Annotated in this window: 22 protein-coding genes and 2 pseudogenes; all 24 read right to left on the minus strand. The window is 48.6% G+C overall.

What is annotated here, in order from left to right:
* Positions 1-3: 3 nt before the first annotated feature.
* Positions 4-471: a hypothetical protein gene (locus ACDD58_RS02785; RefSeq protein ID WP_007884370.1), complete on the minus strand. Its 468-nt coding sequence runs from the start codon at positions 469-471 to the stop codon at positions 4-6.
* 3 nt (positions 472-474) lie between these two features.
* Positions 475-2244, minus strand: a complete 1770-nt coding sequence (locus ACDD58_RS02790) for a hypothetical protein (RefSeq protein WP_370775599.1) — start codon at positions 2242-2244, stop codon at positions 475-477.
* A gap of 106 nt (positions 2245-2350) precedes the next feature.
* On the minus strand, positions 2351-2896 hold the full coding sequence (locus ACDD58_RS02795; protein WP_055232588.1) for a DUF6550 family protein: 546 nt from the start codon (positions 2894-2896) through the stop codon (positions 2351-2353).
* 116 nt (positions 2897-3012) lie between these two features.
* A complete protein-coding gene (locus tag ACDD58_RS02800; protein WP_370775601.1) occupies positions 3013-3561 on the minus strand; it encodes a hypothetical protein in 549 nt (182 codons plus the stop codon).
* Positions 3558-3962, minus strand: a complete 405-nt coding sequence (locus ACDD58_RS02805; protein WP_172676015.1) for a DUF4320 family protein — start codon at positions 3960-3962, stop codon at positions 3558-3560. Before ACDD58_RS02805 ends, ACDD58_RS02800 begins: the two co-directional genes overlap by 4 nt.
* A gap of 23 nt (positions 3963-3985) precedes the next feature.
* Positions 3986-4858 (minus strand): secretion protein F, encoded by an 873-nt coding sequence (locus tag ACDD58_RS02810; RefSeq protein WP_082414110.1) that lies wholly within the window; start codon positions 4856-4858, stop codon positions 3986-3988.
* Positions 4859-4872: 14 nt separating this feature from the next.
* Positions 4873-5802: a type II secretion system F family protein gene (locus tag ACDD58_RS02815; RefSeq protein WP_055232593.1), complete on the minus strand. Its 930-nt coding sequence runs from the start codon at positions 5800-5802 to the stop codon at positions 4873-4875.
* Positions 5796-7151: an ATPase, T2SS/T4P/T4SS family gene (locus ACDD58_RS02820; RefSeq protein ID WP_117485255.1), complete on the minus strand. Its 1356-nt coding sequence runs from the start codon at positions 7149-7151 to the stop codon at positions 5796-5798. The genes ACDD58_RS02815 and ACDD58_RS02820 overlap by 7 nt, the downstream gene beginning before the upstream one ends.
* On the minus strand, positions 7148-7948 hold the full coding sequence (locus ACDD58_RS02825) for an AAA family ATPase (protein ID WP_055193259.1): 801 nt from the start codon (positions 7946-7948) through the stop codon (positions 7148-7150). Before ACDD58_RS02825 ends, ACDD58_RS02820 begins: the two co-directional genes overlap by 4 nt.
* 12 nt (positions 7949-7960) lie before the next feature.
* Entirely contained in the window at positions 7961-8809 is an 849-nt protein-coding gene (locus tag ACDD58_RS02830; RefSeq protein ID WP_370775604.1) for a Flp pilus assembly protein CpaB, read from the minus strand.
* Positions 8810-8924: 115 nt separating this feature from the next.
* The gene (locus ACDD58_RS02835) at positions 8925-9350 is read right to left on the minus strand and encodes a prepilin peptidase (RefSeq protein WP_015522556.1); all 426 of its coding nucleotides are present in this window, start codon (positions 9348-9350) and stop codon (positions 8925-8927) included.
* Position 9351: 1 nt separating this feature from the next.
* The gene (locus ACDD58_RS02840) at positions 9352-9768 is read right to left on the minus strand and encodes a septation protein SpoVG family protein (RefSeq protein WP_015522555.1); all 417 of its coding nucleotides are present in this window, start codon (positions 9766-9768) and stop codon (positions 9352-9354) included.
* A gap of 60 nt (positions 9769-9828) precedes the next feature.
* Entirely contained in the window at positions 9829-10059 is a 231-nt protein-coding gene (locus tag ACDD58_RS02845; protein WP_007886404.1) for a DUF6133 family protein, read from the minus strand.
* A gap of 80 nt (positions 10060-10139) precedes the next feature.
* A complete protein-coding gene (locus ACDD58_RS02850; protein WP_242863444.1) occupies positions 10140-10553 on the minus strand; it encodes a SpoVG family protein in 414 nt (137 codons plus the stop codon).
* 14 nt (positions 10554-10567) lie between these two features.
* On the minus strand, positions 10568-11095 hold the full coding sequence (locus ACDD58_RS02855; protein ID WP_055193256.1) for a YodL domain-containing protein: 528 nt from the start codon (positions 11093-11095) through the stop codon (positions 10568-10570).
* A complete protein-coding gene (locus tag ACDD58_RS02860; protein WP_370775608.1) occupies positions 11092-11346 on the minus strand; it encodes a hypothetical protein in 255 nt (84 codons plus the stop codon). The genes ACDD58_RS02855 and ACDD58_RS02860 overlap by 4 nt, the downstream gene beginning before the upstream one ends.
* Positions 11340-11627, minus strand: a complete 288-nt coding sequence (locus ACDD58_RS02865; RefSeq protein WP_007886400.1) for an AbrB/MazE/SpoVT family DNA-binding domain-containing protein — start codon at positions 11625-11627, stop codon at positions 11340-11342. Before ACDD58_RS02865 ends, ACDD58_RS02860 begins: the two co-directional genes overlap by 7 nt.
* Positions 11608-12057 carry a hypothetical protein gene (locus tag ACDD58_RS02870; RefSeq protein ID WP_006857271.1) on the minus strand — a complete coding sequence of 150 codons (450 nt, stop codon included), beginning with the start codon at positions 12055-12057 and terminating at the stop codon, positions 11608-11610. Before ACDD58_RS02870 ends, ACDD58_RS02865 begins: the two co-directional genes overlap by 20 nt.
* A 22-nt stretch (positions 12058-12079) precedes the next feature.
* Positions 12080-13054, minus strand: a complete 975-nt coding sequence (locus tag ACDD58_RS02875) for a DNA adenine methylase (RefSeq protein ID WP_055193254.1) — start codon at positions 13052-13054, stop codon at positions 12080-12082.
* A 171-nt stretch (positions 13055-13225) separates the two neighbouring features.
* Positions 13226-13318 (minus strand): annotated as a pseudogene (locus ACDD58_RS02880) (DUF4314 domain-containing protein); the annotation flags it as partial.
* 297 nt (positions 13319-13615) lie between these two features.
* A pseudogene (locus tag ACDD58_RS02885) lies at positions 13616-13813 on the minus strand (DUF4314 domain-containing protein); the annotation flags it as partial.
* Positions 13807-14109: a Fe-S metabolism protein, SufE family gene (locus tag ACDD58_RS02890; RefSeq protein WP_370775610.1), complete on the minus strand. Its 303-nt coding sequence runs from the start codon at positions 14107-14109 to the stop codon at positions 13807-13809. The pseudogene ACDD58_RS02885 and the gene ACDD58_RS02890, both read right to left, overlap by 7 nt.
* Before the next feature lie 75 nt (positions 14110-14184).
* Complete coding sequence (locus tag ACDD58_RS02895) at positions 14185-15837, minus strand: hypothetical protein (protein ID WP_370775612.1); 1653 nt, start codon at positions 15835-15837, stop codon at positions 14185-14187.
* Positions 15827-16435: a hypothetical protein gene (locus ACDD58_RS02900; protein ID WP_044927633.1), complete on the minus strand. Its 609-nt coding sequence runs from the start codon at positions 16433-16435 to the stop codon at positions 15827-15829. The genes ACDD58_RS02895 and ACDD58_RS02900 overlap by 11 nt, the downstream gene beginning before the upstream one ends.
* Between the last annotated feature and the right edge of the window lie 7 nt (positions 16436-16442).

The raw sequence follows: 16442 nt of genomic DNA on the forward strand, positions 1-16442 counted from the left end.
TTTTTACTGCATTTTCATTTCACTGGTCTGCTCCGGTTCTTCCAAAAGGTCTGTCATCTCATAAATGACAGGATTCTCCCAGAACTTTAAATCTCCACGGTATCCGAGTTTTAAGTGGCTGAACTCCTCCGCAAGCTCCCTTACGGACTCCGGCGCATTAGGTGGAAGTTCCTGATTCCAGATCACCCATTCCCCGCTCTGGTAGCGCGGGGTAAGTTCTAAAACTACATAATCCTCCGGCACAAATGCCGGGTAACGCTGCAGCCTGCCCCTCGCATCATAATAAGCTGCTCCCTCCTGCATCACCGTGAGTGACATAAGCCGCAGCGTATCTGCAAGGGATTTTGTGAACCATGTTTCCCTGTCACAAAATTTCCGTATCCTTCCATCCCTTAAGATGGATTCCAGATTTTCTTTTCGAGTGTAATGGTAGAGCAGTCCTTCCGGCTTTTGGATTCTCTCATATCCCATTTCCTACCTCACATTCTGTGGTGCGATATGCCAGTCATCCCACAGGCTTCCCGATATCTGCACAGCGTCTGACAGGTTCATGGAAAGCATTCCATCCGGTGTCCAACAGTCAAGCAGATAAGTATATACCCGGTACTCCCCGTCCGGCATCCAGACCGGTGTGAAGTGTGTCCTCCGGTAATAAGTGGAATACTCATTATTCTTAAATTCAAAGACCGCACTGTATCCATTTCGGGTTCTCTCTAAAAGCCGCCAGTAGGTTTCGTAATAAAATTCCGGGAAATAACTGACTGCCGTCTGCGGTGCCGTTGTTGCAGATGTCTGGCTGCTTGATGCCCTTACACTCAGGGAGACATTCACACCGTACCCGCTTTTTGTAACTATGCCATTTGCTGTCGGTGCCTTTTCATCGGTGACCAGATGCATATCCGCAGTCAGGGATGCCAAATAATGTTTCTCTTCAAATTCCCACCAGCCTTCATCCACATACTCGCCATCATCCTCCCAGTGTCCATGGCTCTGTGTGCATCCTGCCTCACAGCTTGCCGAATGGTCCTCTGACTCCCAGTTCCAGTCACTGTGCCATACCCATTTTTCCTTCCACTTGGCTTTCCAGACACTCCATGCCGCCTGTGTCTTTTCTGGATTTACAGGCATCACTGCATTCTCTTTCCGGTATCCATCATTTCTGTCATCTGCAACAGGATTGGGCGGTGGATTGTCATCCAGATCCACAATGTTCGCCGTGATGGTTCCCCGGCTCACGGATGCACTGCCTCCGCTGGCGGTCACGCTAATCGTGATATGCTGTTCTGTGGATGGGGTATGCCATTTTACCCACACGAGCTGCTGTCCATCCTCCGGGTAATACACGTTTTCAACCTTGTAGCTTCTTCCCAGGATAGAAAATGTCACGGTGACGGAGTTGTCTGGATCGCTCTGTCCTCCACTGACTGTGACCGCCGTTATCACATCCGTATCCACACGGTATTCATAGTCCGCTTCGATGACTTCCGGTGTGATCACCTCATTAAACCGCACGATGCCAAGTCCTAATGCGCGGATGATATCCTCATCATTTGCTTTCTCTGTCTTAGAACCGCTCCACGCCGGATACCCTAAATCCGATGTTTCCAAAAACATGGCAAGCGGCAGGTTTTTATGGGAAAGGGACGGCATTTTCTTTCGCAACAAACCGCCCCTTAACTGATTGTATTTTGCTGCTTCCGTGGCGGTAAACGCAGTCCGGACTCCCTCAAAAGTCACATATGCGATTGGCTCTAATAACAGCTTGTACTCTCCGTTTGTCAGCGTCTGGAAATCCATGCCGACATATCCTGCAATGGCTCTGATCACCTGCTCGTCCGTAAAGTACTGTTTGATGGCTGTAAGGTTCGCCCCGCCTCTTGATGTGCTGATGATCTGTGGCAGGGACTGTGCAGGATTATAAAACGTATAGCCTCCCATCCTTGCAGAAAGTCCTGCGCCATTCCTGTAGGAAGTCTTGCTTACTTTTCCAAAATGCACCCGGATATCAGTCGGATGCTTGTTGGTAAGGTCAATGGATGCTGACACGACTGCACCGTCGCTGGCTCTGATTACCGTCACACGCACCCCCTCATCGTGGCTGCTCCAAAAATTAGTTCCCGTTCCTGCTCCCATACCTCCACCGCCATTGTCGATGTTCCCTTCCCCGGCTGCATAAACCGATACCGGCATCACCATGGCAAGCAACAGCACAAACAGCAGGATTTTCTGTTTGATATATTTCATGCATTTCTCCTTAAAACACAGACAGGAAGATATGGCACACCGCCCGTATCTGCCCGCAAAAAAAGCACAACATTTCTGCTGTGCCTTTCCTTTACATTCTGTTTATTTAATCCATGATTCCGATCTTATTGCCATTTTCATACATGTCATCTGCATATATGCCTGAGCCTTCCCCTTCATCGGTAATCCATCCGAAGCCTTCCACATATACCATGCCGTCTTTGGTATCACCTGTCTTTGGCGTCTGGTTCTCTGCCGGAGCCGGTTCCTCCTGTTTTTCCTCCTCGTAGGACGGCGGTGTATCCGGCTGATCCGTGGCGGTTCCCTCAGACAGTGCAGGCGGCTCACTCGGCTTTTCCGCTTCCGTTTTCTCCGGGGTTTCCTGAATTTCCTGCTCCCTGTCATTTACGGAAGTCCCTGTCTCCGCCTCGATCACAAGCGGCTCTTCCGTCTCTGCTTCTGTGCTTTCTGCCTGCACAGGTTCCGGTGTTTCTGTCTCCACAAAAAGTTCTGTCTCCTCTGATTCTCTCTCCACGGCCTGTGCCTCCCTGTCCGGCTCATGGTAGAGCACTCTGCTGATTCCAAACACAAGCACTGCACATACTGCGAGAAGTCCTGCGATTGCCAGCCACTTTTTTGTCTTATCTTTCATGGCATTCCCTCCTTATGTTTTTTCGATTGATTGATTTTCGTAGTTCACACGCTACCATAGAACGTCTGGAAAGTCTATGGAAATGTAATAAGTCTTACGATATCTGTAACATGTTACTAAAATTTCTCCCTGTAGGCTGCCCTCACCTTCAACCTGACCGACATATTCGACAAGATTTTTCCTGCGAAACGCACAGGCACTTCCATCGTGACCTCTGCATCCGCATAATAAGTTCCTCCCGGCGATGCCAGTGCCGTGTTGTGGATGTCCACAGAAAGATTTTTGAGCCTGTACTCCAGTCCACCACTGTTGTTATAGCGGACATAACTGTTCCCATCCTCTTCCAGACCAAGCAGAAAACACATCCTGCCATAGATATCCCCATGGTCCACGGATGCCGCAAATCCCGTATCGTCCGGCTCATATCCTGCAGCATATCCTTCCCTGACACCATGATAAACTTCATTGTAATTGTCGTTTACCACGGAAACTACGGCAGATTCCATGGCATCTTTGATTCCGGCTGCCGTGATGACAAGGCGCATGTATTCTGAAACACCAAGGATGATAAAAAGCATGGCTATTGTTGCAGCTACAGCAACCGGAGCCATGCTTCCCTCCTGCCCTGTCAGAAGTCTTTTTAAACTCTGATAGCATTTTCTCATTTCCAATACACCTCACTCTTTCCCGATGCCCTCGCCCTTATGGTTACCGGAAACGACCTTAACTTTCCAAAAAGTCCGAGGTCTTTCTGTAACATCAGTGTTACCGTCACCTCTTCATTCAACTGGATTTTTCCGGTTCTTGACCAGCTTACGGCTGGATGTATCCCTGTTTTTTCCTCCAAGGTTCTCTGCCTTGCGGTTGTCTCACTTCCAACCCTGCCGCTGATCTCTGCCTCCCTCACCAGCTCGTCTGCAAAATTGTCAAGCTGTATCTTCGTGATAAAAACCGGGAATATCCTGACGCCAAGGGCAATGACAAACATCACACAGAATACAACGACTGCCGCATCGATATATCCCTCCCCCTTTTTGTCCCTCATAATTTTATAGATCCGCTTCATTTTTTCTCCTTCCTGCGCTTTTATCAGAACAGTGTTCCCATGGACTTTATGATCTCATAGCCGATGATGGCAAAATAGGTTGCAAGGAAACATAAGAGCATGGCAAAAGAAAAGACACGGATTTTCGGCGGGATTTTTGCTGCCTTTGCCTTTAACCTCTGCAGTTCTGCCTGCTTGAAGTCGTGTGTGAGCATCTGGAAATACACTGCACCGTCATCGCCTCTTAACACACCAATCAGTCCACGGACCACATCGGAGAGCTGCGGGGAATTGAGCCTTGCCTCGAAACGGGTGAGTGCTGCCTCATAGCTGCTGGAACGCATGTCGGCACACACAATGTCCAGTTCCTTCTGGAACATGTCCCCGGCATTTTCCTTATAATGCTCCAGCATGGAAAGTACATCCCTGCTGTTTTTCAGCTCCTGTGTGATGGTGGAAACAAAACGGTACAGCTCTCCCTCGATCTGCTCCCTTTTTTCCCTTACCAGCTCTTCTGCTTTTCTTGTCTCCTTATAGTAGACCATGACTCCTAAAAGCACGAGCAGGATGGCAAGCAGCGGAAATACATGCAGTGCCGGAAGGATCAGGAGAAAAATGCTCCCTGCCTTCAGATAGGCATACGCCATATAGGTTTCCGGTGTCATCTTAAGTCCTGCCGCATTAAGGACATTCTGCATCCTGCTTTTTTTGTAGGCATTCATTCCGATGTATTTTCCTAAGTATGCCGCTCCGTCCATGTAGAACGCATCCAGTGTTTTCTGCAGTTTCTTTTCTTTCTTCCCTGACTGCATCATCGCCCTGCCGGTCCGCAGTGTCGGCAGCTTTAAGATGCCCGACAGCAGAAGGAACAGTCCGCATGCCGTCAGGATGAATACAACTATCAGTACGATTTTCAATTTATCCCTCCCCCTTATGTCCGGTATTCAATCGGCTTTGTCAGTTTTATGACGCATGCCGTGGAAACAAAAATAATTGCGCCGGTAACTGCCAGCATAATCTGTCCGGGGATGGTATGCATGAGCGTATCGTACCAGGACTGGTTCAGGAAATATAACAGCGGGATATTCCCCACTGCCAACACCACCATTGTGATAAATTCCTTTCTGGGTTCAAATACCAGATACTCCAGCTCTGCATTCACGATGCGCATGTCCGACAGTTTCACCACGATCGGTGTCAGTGTTGTCTTTAATGACCGGTCATACAGGCAGGACTTTAAGGCATCCACCCATTCCATGAACACATCATTTTCAATCTTTCCCTTAAGCTCCTCCAAGGCTGCCTCAAGGTCTGGATCAATGAGCCGGATTCTTGACACAAAATCTGCAAACACGGTCTTGACCGGCGGATTTAAATATTCAAGGTTTTCCTCCACCGAAGTCAGAATGTCCTCACTGCGCAGATACGCCGTTGTAATAATAGACAGTGCGGTTTCCAGTTCCGATGACACATCCTTTTTGAAATGGGATGCGGTCAGCCTGATGTACCAGAACGGCAGAAATAAAAATCCGCATGCCAGCACCGGAACCAGAAAAACATTTCCGATCATGACCGCAATGGCTGCTCCTGCGGCAAACAGCAGAAGGGATGCAGTGCATAAAAGCGGGAACAGCTCCTCCCTGTCCGTTGTTTTCAAAATTTCCTGTACTTCCTCGATCTCCCTGCGGAAATAGGATTTTTTCCTGCGCTTGGTCTCCTCCAGTATCTCCTCACGGATTCCTTTCGGTGCGTCCAAAAGCCTGTGGAAAATGTTCCCCGTAAAGTCATTTAACCGGATTTGGAACAGCAGGAATGCTCCTGTAATGATCCCGATGCAGGCAATGACCTGTAATGTCAGCATACTTTCTTCCCTCCTTTTTCAATTCTTTCCAGCACATCTTTTGGCATGCCGTTTTCCAAAAATCTCTTTTTGAGGCTCTCGGAAATTCCGCACACCTTCTTATGCGTGCCATTAATGATAAAGCGGTCCCCTTCCATCCGGTTTTCGGTGATCTCATAGCGGTACAGCGGGTTGAACTTCCGCTTTCCGTCTGCCGTGATCTCACACTCCATGATTTCCATGAGTTTCCTCTTGCGGTTCTCAAGCTGCTTGGTGAACACCACGATAGGGAATGCCTCCGTTACAAGGTCCATCAACACCTCGTCATCCATGTCATATTTTCTCTTGCACAGTGTCCTCATTCGGCTGTAAGTGGATTCACAACTGTTGCTGTGGATCGTGGTAAGCACCGTGTGTCCGGTTCTTGCCGATTCCTGTGCCGTGTACGCCTCTGAACTACGCATCTCCCCGACACAGATGATCTCCGGGTTAAAACGCAGTGCCATATCAAGGAGCATGTCCTGATCAATGTTCTGCTTTTCATTTTCGCTGTATCTGGTCAGCGTATGGATGACACTGTTGGTCACTTTTCCATCCTTTTCCCTTACGAGTGCCAGCTCACGGCTGCCGTTTTCGATGGTAAAGATACGCTTTCCATCCGGTATGGTGGTAAGCAGCCAGCCTGCAAGTGTGGTCTTACCGGAACTGGTGGCTCCTGCGACACAGATGCTGATGCCATAACGCAGACACTCTGCCAGAAAGTCCAGCATTTCCCCCGTTGCGGTGCCGCCATCCACAAAGTTTTCCTTTTTCAGGCTCTGCGGATTGACAATACGGATGGATGCTGCAATCCCCACATCTTCATCCACGAGCGGCGTCTTTAACACGGCGATTCGGATATTCTTGCTCAGATGTCCTAACACTGCAGGGGAGGCATTGTCCAACACCATGCCCGACACATGGAGCATGCGCCTTATGACATTGACCGCATGCTCCGGGGACTCGAAGTGTTCCTCCAGCTTTTCACACCTGCCGTCATTGTACTGTATCTCGATATCCCGCCAGGAATTGATATCGATTTCCTCTATCCCTGTTCCAAAAATGTACTTGGTGAGGAAGGAAAACTCTGCCATTTCCGTGTAAAGGTCATCGATCAACTGTTCCTGTGTTTTTCCCTTTACCGTGATACGGTAGTCACAGATGTACTTTGTAATGTACCGCTTGACCTGCTGTTTTACTTCCTCGCTCCCGCCTTCCACCATGAGCGTGGAATATTTGCTGGAGATATACTCCTGCACCTCTTTTAAGACATCCGAAAATGCCCTTCCCTTTTCCTCCGGGGAAAAGAACAGATTCTGGTTATTTTTCATACCCCGAATACCTCCCTGCTGATTTTCTCTATCTCCCTGCGGAATGCCCGGCTCTCCTTCAGGCCGAGTTCCCCAAGCAGTTCCCCTTCTAAAAACTGTGCTTCCACCTCACTGCTGTGCGGAATCTGGAACGACACACTGCCAAGGATTTGTTCCATGTGGCTGCTTGCCTCCTGCTGTCTGATATTGGACACGGCCTTCAACTGCTTGTCGGCATCCCATTTGTGGTCTGATAGCAGTGGAAGCTGGGAGGATAAGTAACTGATGGATTTTAAGTCACACCCTGCCAGCCTTAACACCGTATCTGCCTCCATCAATGCGACCGCCGACAGGATATCCGATGCGATATTGCTGGTGCAGTCCACGATGACATACGGTGCGATCTGTGCTGCAAGCTGGAGCAGTTCTGCCGCCTGCTCTTTTTCATAGGGCGGATAGGTGAACACATTCTCCCCCTTTAACATCCCGACCATGGAAAGATAATCATTCTTCCGGTAGAACATGCAGTTCTTCTTGATGAGGTTTTCCGTCACATGGGATGCGGCAAGAATGCTCCCCAACGACCTTTCCTGTTCAATGTCTGACGGTGCGCATAAGTAAGGCAGCGGCGGAGTGATCATATCCGCAAGGATTAAAATGACATTTCTCTTTTTCTTTGCCAGATGCTCTGCCAGTTTCACAGACACCACCGTCTTGCCGGAGGAAGGGCTGCCCCACACGGCAAGCACGCCTCCCTCTTCCGGCATCTCTTCTTCCCTTTCCTGCTCCAAATTTCTCTGGAACAAAGAATTTTTCATGAAATTCAAACACTATTCCTCCATATCCGTATCATTTTTCTCGTCTGCCGAGGTTTCTTCTGCCGTCACTGCATCCGCTTCCCCTCCTGTCCTCGGCACCTCATTTTTTACAACAGATACCTCTTCTTCCTCTGTGGTTTCTTCCAGAAGCTCCTCCAGCACCAGATCCTGTGCTTCAATGAACTGTGCAGCTTTCTGGCTGTCTCCCCTGTATACCAGTGACAGATGGATTTCTCCCTCTGCTTCCAGCCTTGCCAGCAGTCTGCTCTGCTCCAGTCTGACTAACACCGTGACGGTGGACGGAAGCTCCTTCTCCTCTTCCTGCTCCTGTGTATTAGCATCATAGCCGGACTTTGCCGTCACTGCGATGACCTCCACATATTTTAATTCTGCCGGGATCACTGTCTCCCCACTGCCCAGGTAATCCGGTGCGATGACCGACACAATATCCCCGCTCTTTAATTTGCCGGAGAGTCCTTCCGCAAAAGAACTGATGGTGATGGAGATTGCCTGTTTCTCCCCGTTTAAGTTGTAAAGGTATTTATTTTCTGCAGCCGGCTCGTCTGCTACTTTTTCTGCTACGATATAATCCCCTGCATAAACATCCGCGGTCAGATATTTTCCTTCCGCCTCCGTGATGCTCCTTAACACATTTTCGGGCAGGTTGTAACCTCCCACCTCGACTTCCTGCAGCATTCCTTTTTTGATCTCTTCGCCTGCCTTAACGTCCTTTACAAAACGCACGATTGTGGTCTTTTGGGACAGTCCGGCATTGACAAGCGGTGTCACTGCAAAACAGATGAGCAGGGACACTACAATGCAGAGTACCCCAAGAACAGTACGGTTTTTTAACAGTTTCATGATTCTCTTCTCCTCCTATCTCGATGTCTCCGTATATTTTTTCTTTCTTGCTGCCACGACAGTTCCTGCAAGCAGTGCCATAATCCCTGCCAGTAATAATTTCTTTTTCAATTCTTTAACCTCCTATCCAGATACCAATCAGCATTCCTGCAAAAAGAAACGGAACAAGCGGGTATGCCTGTTCCTGTTCCTTCTCCTCTTTTTGTTTCTTTCTGTTCTTTTTCCTGCCCATGCCCCCTGCCGCATGCCACAGCACCAGCAGGCACAATGCAAGGAACAGTCCCGTAAGCGCTTGGCTCGCTCCAAGAACCAGGCCGCATACCCCCATGAGTTTCACATCCCCTCCGCCGATTCCTCCTATGGTAATGCCTGCAAGGAGCAGCGGAAGTCCTGCAAAAACTCCCAAAAGATTTGGCTGTCCCGGTGGCAGCATGCTGGTAAGTGCCACCAGAACGACCAGCCAGTCCGGGATGGTCCTTGTCCTCATATCCATGACCGCCGCCAAAAACAGAGCAGAAAAAAAGAAAGCCAGCCTGATCATGCTACATTCCCATGTTCATGCCGCCTTCTTCCTGTTCCAGCTCCTCTGCCTCCTCCGGTTCCTCGTCCAGATCCGTCTGCTGGTGCATAAAAGTTTCATACGCTTTCTGTACCGTCTGGTCAAATTTTTCCTTGATTCCCCTGTCGGCAAAGAACACCGCATCCTTGTACTGTTCATTTGCCCCTGTCTTTGTTTTCGGCATGGCAACGGTCAGCCCGTAGTCATCTTCCTTGATTCTGACATTTCGGATCGTCATGAAATCCCCGATCTTTACATCGGCAAGGGCAAGGACACCCTTTTCCGGCTGTGTTTTTGTGATGGCAGCCTCCATCTGCATGTCTGCCCCTGCATTTGCCTGCACTGCGGCATTTTCCTGTACTGCTTCCTGCTGTGTCTGTGTGTTTGCTCTTCTAGGCATCTGTTTTCCTCCATATCCTTCTGTTATTTTTCCTGTTTCCCTGTTTTGGACCGGTGTTCCTTATCCTGCGTAGTTGAACATGTCCTGAATCCTCTGGGTAAGGGTAGGCATCACCACATCCCCGAAGAGTGCATAAAGACCTGCCAAGAGCAGTGCGCCGAGAACGACTGCGATCAGGATTTTGACCGCCGTATCCACGTAGTTCTCGCCCTTGGTATCCTTCATTAACATTCCTGCTCTCACGGCAACTGCCTTTACATTCTGTGCTGCTTTTTTCATCATATTTCTCATATTTTTTTCCTCCAATTTTTTCTAATGATCTGCTGAACCATTTCTGTGCGGTCCGCTCTATGTTCTCTGGTTTTATCCGGTTACATTCCTGCCATCTCCATCGGCTGTCCTTCCGGTGCCTGCATCCCATGATGCTTTGCTACCGTATCCTGCCCCTGCGAAATTGCCTGCTCATAAGCTCCGATGACTGCTTCATGGAGCTGTTTTCTGCATTCCTGCGTGATAGGAAAACAGATGTCCTTGTACTCATTCCCAGCCTTATAGCTTGGCATGGAAACAAACAGTCCATTGCTTCCCTCAATAATCTTGACACCCCGGATTGCAAATGCCCCGTTGATGTTTACGGATGCTGTTCCCTTGATGCTTTCCCCCGGCCGGATGGACTGGATGCGCACATCAAACTGGAGTGGGGAGTTTTCTTTGTTCCCTGCTCCGGATGGTGCCTGCTGTTCTGTGGTTTCTGCCCGGCTCTGGGCAGTTTTTGCCTTTGGCATAATGCTCCTCCTTGTTAAAATCTGATTTCCTCATACCCGGATGGCTCGACATAGAAAAAGCGGCTCGCTTCCCCATCCGCAAACTCGACCACATCCGAAATGGACAATACATGTCCCTGAAACCCTTCCGGTACTCTCCGTCCGTATTTCTCCCAGACTTCCTCCAGACTATAGTTTTCTATCTCCCCCTCATAGACTCTGACATATTCCTCCCTACGCGGCCTGTCATACCCTCTCTTTTTTCTCTCTGCCAGACTGATAAACCGCATCATGATCGGACTGTCCTGTCCCAGTTGATAGATTCTAAGCCTCCTCCCTTCCCCAATGCTGACCTCCGCTGTCTCTTTGACACCACCTCCCTCCGACAGCCGGTCATACACACCCTCCCGGAATACGGGTTCCACCAAAAACTGTTCCTTCACAAATGAAACCAGCTCCTCTTTCTGGAACATGCAGTCAATGACTGCTTTCCCGTCTCCCAGATAGCCAGCCGGATTCCCATAAAAAAATACGATCCCGTTCTGAACATAAATCCTTTTCATACGCTTTCCCCACCCATGCTGCGCAGGTAAGGGATCAACTGCCTGTCTAAGAATGCCTTGTCCCCGCAGAATACAAACATCTTGGAGAGTCCGATCAAAAACGGCTCGCCCTCCATGGTGTGCAGGGTGATGATGCTTCCCTCATCGCAATGCCGGATAAATTCTGCAATGGAGCAGAGATTCCCGTCCACCAGCGTCTGGCTGACCTGATCGTCTTTGATTTCAAATGCCCTGTACTTATTCCTTAACAATCCGTACCTCCCTCCTGCTGTGCGAATTTCAGAATCCTTGCCGCAAGTGCCACCTGTTTTGCCGGACTCATATGTTTTACCGCCGCATTTACATAGGCTTCCACTGCCTGCGGGTCCTGACTCCCCATCTCCACGATATCTACTTTGGATACCATGATTTTTCCACTGCTCACGGACAGCTTTACGATATCCCCGCTCTCAAGCTCTGCCATCTGGCGGAATTCTTTCGGGATCAGGATGCGTCCTTTTTCGTCTAACAGCTTATACACCGGTTTTTTCATCCGTTCCCTCCTCTGTGGTCCGCAAAATGATGTTTACCTTATCCTCCGTGATGCCAAGCTCCCTGCAGATGGCAAGCAGTTCCTCCGGCACTTCCGTCCCCTGCACAAGTTCTGACGGCAGGATGATAATGCGTCCTTCCTGACACACAATGTCAAGGTCTGCGTCCATCGGGATTCCGGCATCCCTTAATAATTCTTCCGGTATCTGGAACGCAATGTTTTCCTCCTTTGCCAGTTCCTCTGCCACATCCTGTCCTGCCCTTGCAAGCAGGAACTCCTTTGCCGTGTTCTTAAGTTCCCCGTCCTCTGCCATATACACAAGTTTCACGGTGTCACCGGTACAGATACCAGCCTGCTCTAACACCACTGCGGGAATCTCAATACACCCGTTTTCCGTCATCTTTCCTTCCATTTCTACTAACTGAAGCATGTTTTCCTCCTTCTTTCTTTTTTTATGTGTCCTGTGGCTCTTCCTCTGTCTCCTTTCCCTTCCACCGGACCGTTTTCTGTTCCCCGTACAGTTCAAACAGGTTCATCTGCATCGGCATGCTTTTTTTCCTTTCCTCCATGTCATAGTTGGCGATTAGAACTTCCGGGAACTCACTTCCGTTGTCATACCTCTGTGCAAGATTATTGATTCTTGTCACCGCTTCAATCTGGAAGTCCTGATACAGCTCACGGATATAGGCACAGTCGTTATAGGAAACCATGAACTTTCCCTGTATGCCTTTTAAGGTATCCCTGAGTCTCACATGATCTTCCTTACGGAACACCACCTCATAATGTCCCTCGGTTTCAAAATACGGCGGATCGCAATAAAAAAAGGCATTCGGTCTGTCATATTGACGGATGAGTGCCTCAAAATCCTTATTCTCGATCACGGTATCCTTCAGCCTGCGGTTTGCCTCCCAGATGATGGTAAAAGTTTTGCGTATGTCAAAAGGCTGGCAGCCATAAGAGGTGCATCCGCTTCCATAGCTGTAACGGATGATCTTATAAAATGCCGCTGCCCTTTTTACATCCCCTACTGCGGCACGCTCCATGAGAATGTCTCGGATTTCTGTCGCCTCTGGTTCTTTCAAGAAGTGTGTTGCAATCTCTAATTCTTCTGCAAGATGTTCACTCTTAAATTCTTCCATGGTCAGAAATTTCCGCAGTGTTGTAAATTCATCTCTGGAGTTGAGCGGCAGGAAGGACAGTTCCCGAAGCAGTGCCATTGGCCTTTCCTTGACACAATAAAAGAGGTTTGCAAGATTTGAATTAAAATCATTGTAAACCTCCATGCATTTATCCGGCGGTTTCCCGAATAAAACCCAGCCGCCACCGCCAAATACTTCTATGTAGCGGTCATAGTTTTTCGGCATGCGCAGATAGATCAGGTCGCGCAGTGCTTTCTTGCCGCCAACCCAGCTTATGATGCTGTTCAAATTTTTTTCCTCCTATTTTGGTTCATTCATATGGAAAGCCTCCCCCTGCACCAGCAGTTCATCCACCATCCTGCGGATGTCTGCCACCTCCTCCGGCATCTGTGTAAAATCCACATGGTGGTCCCTTTCCACAAGCGGTGTGTACCAGTAGTCATATGGGATATAATACTCTGCCAGTGCCTGTTTCTGTTTTTCACTCAAAGAACTGCTCCCCTGCTCCATCATGCCGCCCGGAGTCATGAAAATCGTTCCGAAGTGTTCCCCGGAAGACTCCAGATCAAGCGTGACAAGTGCCAGCGTGCGTATGCCGGAATCCCTTCCGCAGACCACCGCCGGCATCATCACCATCCCATACTCCTCATCCACATATCCTTCCCCGTACACGGTTTCAAATGCCTGATGCATGGCAAGCAGCTTTTGGGCAGCATAGGCGGTATCCCCTCCATTGCATGACACATTCAGCCGATAGAAATCTGTTTCTTTTAATATCTCATTTACTTTCCCTAAAAACTCCCTGCATTTCTTTTCGGACAGGGTTTCCTTCTGCGGTACGACAGTAAAGTCATCCTCTTCCACATTCAGGGCCAGCGTGCTTCCATTTTCCCATTCCACATGAATTTGTCCGATATCATCCACATCAATTACTTTTCCCTCCATGCCGGACGGCATCTGGTGTTCCCCTTCCATCTGCCCCAGCCTGACCACGGTACCCGCAGGATATCTTTCCTTCAGCCGTTCTATCTGTTCCCTTCTTAACATTCCTCACCTTCCTCGATTTCTTTTACCAGTTTTCGGATTCGTATTCCATCCTTTATTCCCTGTATATAAAGCTGTTCCTGTTTTATCTGGCTGATGTCTAACATGCATCCAAAAAGTTCTGTCACCATCCTGTACGCTTGCGGGTTTGGCAGCTCCAGTTCTTTTCTTAAGTCTGCCAGGAACTTTTTTTCCTTCTTTGAAAGCTCCCTTGCCTCTTCCTGATCCATGATCTGCTGGCGGTATGATTCGATAAGCTCCCCAAAAAACTGCACCATGACTGTATCATCCAATTTCATCTTTTTGCCTCCTTGGTTTCTTTGGGACACACAATACTACATACACCAGCACATATCCAGCAGAATCTTATTTTTTTACAGAGTCTGTGTCATACCATGATTCCAGATTCTGTCCAGTTCTTCCTCCGTCATGACGCCCCAGTGTCTTTCCTGTGTCCAGAAACTGACATACAGTTCTCCCTCCTGTGTATAGATTGGTCTTTGTTCAAAGCCTTCTCCCCAGCCGTCACTCATCTGTCCGTCCCAGTAATTTTTCAGTTCATAGATTTCATTTTGTGTCAGCGGCTGGCAGATACTGCATTCCAGAACTCCGAACAGTTCTCCCCGGATGTTCTGCACTTTGGGGAATGCACTAATCACTTTTTCAGCCACCTGTCTGTTCCCGTCAAAATAATGCATAAGTCCCCTCGGTTCTTCTTCCACATGCCTTTCTTTGAGGATGGCTTTCTGGATTTGTTCCTCATAATCTGCCAGTTCACTCCGGTACAGCGTTTCCTGCTCCTCTCCATCCTGATACATCATCCCTATCAGCGAATTGTAAAGATAGAACGTTTCACAGGGTATCCCGTTTTTTTCAAGCGGATCGGCAAACTCTCCCTGATATTCCTGATACTCATGGATTGCCCGCTGCGTGCCAACAAAGCCTTCGGGAATAAATCCGCTGTCTGCCATCGCTGCCTGTCTTTTATCACGGGCAACCCCGGCATAATCAATATACGGCAGGAGAAATTCATCAATTTCAAATATCCCAGCCTCTTTAACCAAAAATTCCCCATACTCTTTATCCGTATGTATCTGCGGATGTATTTCAAATTCATCCAGATTCTTTGCGATGTAAGTGATATCGGTAAATTCACTTGTCCCCACAAATCCTGCCGCCATTGCAAGCTGGTCCATTTTTGCTTCATCAAAACGGCTGACGGTCTGGCACATCTCATTAAAAAGAGTCAGTTTCCGGACATCCCCCTGCAGAAACATACACATATCTTCCGGGGAAGGAAGGATGCTTTCCGGCAGCCGGATATTTTCTATCCCGTTCACAATTCCTTCGGCAAAAGCTGCGATGTTTAATCTTTTCTTTACCTTATCCATGGCACTGATGTCCGTTGGCAGATAAAGGTACTCCTTATCCCCTGCCTCATTTCCAAGAGATAAAACTGCCACGGTTTCATCCGGTCTGTCGATGTATTCTGGAAAGGTTTTTCCGTTATAGACCTCCTCCATGTGGAATCCCTGATCTACCAGTATCCCATGTGGCAGGAACTTACATTTTCCTTCTGAAAAAATCTTCTGCGCATATGCGTTAAAATCCATTCTGCTCTTTTCTTCTTCTGAGATTGCAAGATGCCGGTCCAAATAAAGCCTCAGCCCGACACGGTTTCCGTCCGTCAAGTCTGTAATCAGGGACAGTCCCTGCAGGCTGTAAGTCAGGTTAATCAGTTGTTTCATTTCCCGCATGCCTGTCTCACTGCTGTAGACACCCACCACTCTTTTTTCATATTCCGTCATTCCATCCAGCCTTCTGGCAAAGAAATTAAGTTCGTCCATGTTGACGGTCTGGCCTTTCAGGAACCCAAAATAGGACGGTTCATCCCGCACCTCACTGATACAGCATACCGGTACAATATCTTCTATCCCGATACATTTCATGCAATACTGTATGTCCATGTCCGTTGCCGGCAAAGTTATATCTACCGTCTGTTCCCCATTTTTTGCTCTAATCTTCATTCCACACCTCCCGTTCTACGATGTCCACCCCATACCTTTCCATCACGAATGCATTGACGATGAGCCTTAAGATTTCATCCGGTATCAATTCCCTGTCGGTCAGCTCCGACAGCCGGATATGCTTTGTCCCCAGATACACATCCCTTGCCGCATGGAACAGGATATATTGTTCCAGCGTAACGCTGCCAAGCCGGATGCGGTCAAAATAAATCCCCGTATCCAGCACCTGCTTAGAAACTTTCTCCCACAGGTTTTCATCTGCAGACAGAAGAAATACTGCGGCGGCATAATTCGGAAGTCCGCACAGGTTCTTTTTCCGTCTGCCAAGCAGCAGGGAAGAAAAATCGTTTCTGTGCCTGCTGTCATAAAAAATCAGTTCCTTTTCTGCGTTTCCAAATACCTCCTGTATCCTTTTCTTTAAGTGTTCCATCTGCATCCGACTGATGACACAGTCCACAATCTCCGAATAATTTCCCCTGCTTTTCCACTCTTCCATGTCAAACATCCACCCCTGCCCTCTGGGACGATATCCCGGCGGCTGGCGCATCTGCCGTTCTAATAACTGCAGTCTTGGACTGTTGCAAAAAAATCCCGACATCAAATCT

Origin of the sequence: Roseburia sp., from assembly GCF_041325975.1 — a bacterium.
Lineage (GTDB): Bacteria > Bacillota > Clostridia > Lachnospirales > Lachnospiraceae > Roseburia > Roseburia rectibacter.

Excerpts from the sequence above, each read along its gene's own strand:
- ACDD58_RS02785 (WP_007884370.1), bottom strand. The coding sequence starts at position 471 with ATGGGATATGAGAGAATCCAAAAGCCGGAAGGACTGCTCTACCATTAC.
- ACDD58_RS02790 (WP_370775599.1), bottom strand. The coding sequence starts at position 2,244 with ATGAAATATATCAAACAGAAAATCCTGCTGTTTGTGCTGTTGCTTGCC.
- ACDD58_RS02795 (WP_055232588.1), bottom strand. The coding sequence starts at position 2,896 with ATGAAAGATAAGACAAAAAAGTGGCTGGCAATCGCAGGACTTCTCGCA.
- ACDD58_RS02800 (WP_370775601.1), bottom strand. The coding sequence starts at position 3,561 with ATGAGAAAATGCTATCAGAGTTTAAAAAGACTTCTGACAGGGCAGGAG.
- ACDD58_RS02805 (WP_172676015.1), bottom strand. The coding sequence starts at position 3,962 with ATGAAGCGGATCTATAAAATTATGAGGGACAAAAAGGGGGAGGGATAT.
- ACDD58_RS02815 (WP_055232593.1), bottom strand. The coding sequence starts at position 5,802 with ATGCTGACATTACAGGTCATTGCCTGCATCGGGATCATTACAGGAGCA.
- ACDD58_RS02820 (WP_117485255.1), bottom strand. The coding sequence starts at position 7,151 with ATGAAAAATAACCAGAATCTGTTCTTTTCCCCGGAGGAAAAGGGAAGG.
- ACDD58_RS02825 (WP_055193259.1), bottom strand. The coding sequence starts at position 7,948 with ATGAAAAATTCTTTGTTCCAGAGAAATTTGGAGCAGGAAAGGGAAGAA.
- ACDD58_RS02830 (WP_370775604.1), bottom strand. The coding sequence starts at position 8,809 with ATGAAACTGTTAAAAAACCGTACTGTTCTTGGGGTACTCTGCATTGTA.
- ACDD58_RS02835 (WP_015522556.1), bottom strand. The coding sequence starts at position 9,350 with ATGATCAGGCTGGCTTTCTTTTTTTCTGCTCTGTTTTTGGCGGCGGTC.
- ACDD58_RS02840 (WP_015522555.1), bottom strand. The coding sequence starts at position 9,768 with ATGCCTAGAAGAGCAAACACACAGACACAGCAGGAAGCAGTACAGGAA.
- ACDD58_RS02845 (WP_007886404.1), bottom strand. The coding sequence starts at position 10,059 with ATGAGAAATATGATGAAAAAAGCAGCACAGAATGTAAAGGCAGTTGCC.
- ACDD58_RS02850 (WP_242863444.1), bottom strand. The coding sequence starts at position 10,553 with ATGCCAAAGGCAAAAACTGCCCAGAGCCGGGCAGAAACCACAGAACAG.
- ACDD58_RS02855 (WP_055193256.1), bottom strand. The coding sequence starts at position 11,095 with ATGAAAAGGATTTATGTTCAGAACGGGATCGTATTTTTTTATGGGAAT.
- ACDD58_RS02865 (WP_007886400.1), bottom strand. The coding sequence starts at position 11,627 with ATGAAAAAACCGGTGTATAAGCTGTTAGACGAAAAAGGACGCATCCTG.
- ACDD58_RS02870 (WP_006857271.1), bottom strand. The coding sequence starts at position 12,057 with ATGCTTCAGTTAGTAGAAATGGAAGGAAAGATGACGGAAAACGGGTGT.
- ACDD58_RS02890 (WP_370775610.1), bottom strand. The coding sequence starts at position 14,109 with ATGAAATTGGATGATACAGTCATGGTGCAGTTTTTTGGGGAGCTTATC.
- ACDD58_RS02895 (WP_370775612.1), bottom strand. The coding sequence starts at position 15,837 with ATGAAGATTAGAGCAAAAAATGGGGAACAGACGGTAGATATAACTTTG.
- ACDD58_RS02900 (WP_044927633.1), bottom strand. The coding sequence starts at position 16,435 with ATGTCGGGATTTTTTTGCAACAGTCCAAGACTGCAGTTATTAGAACGG.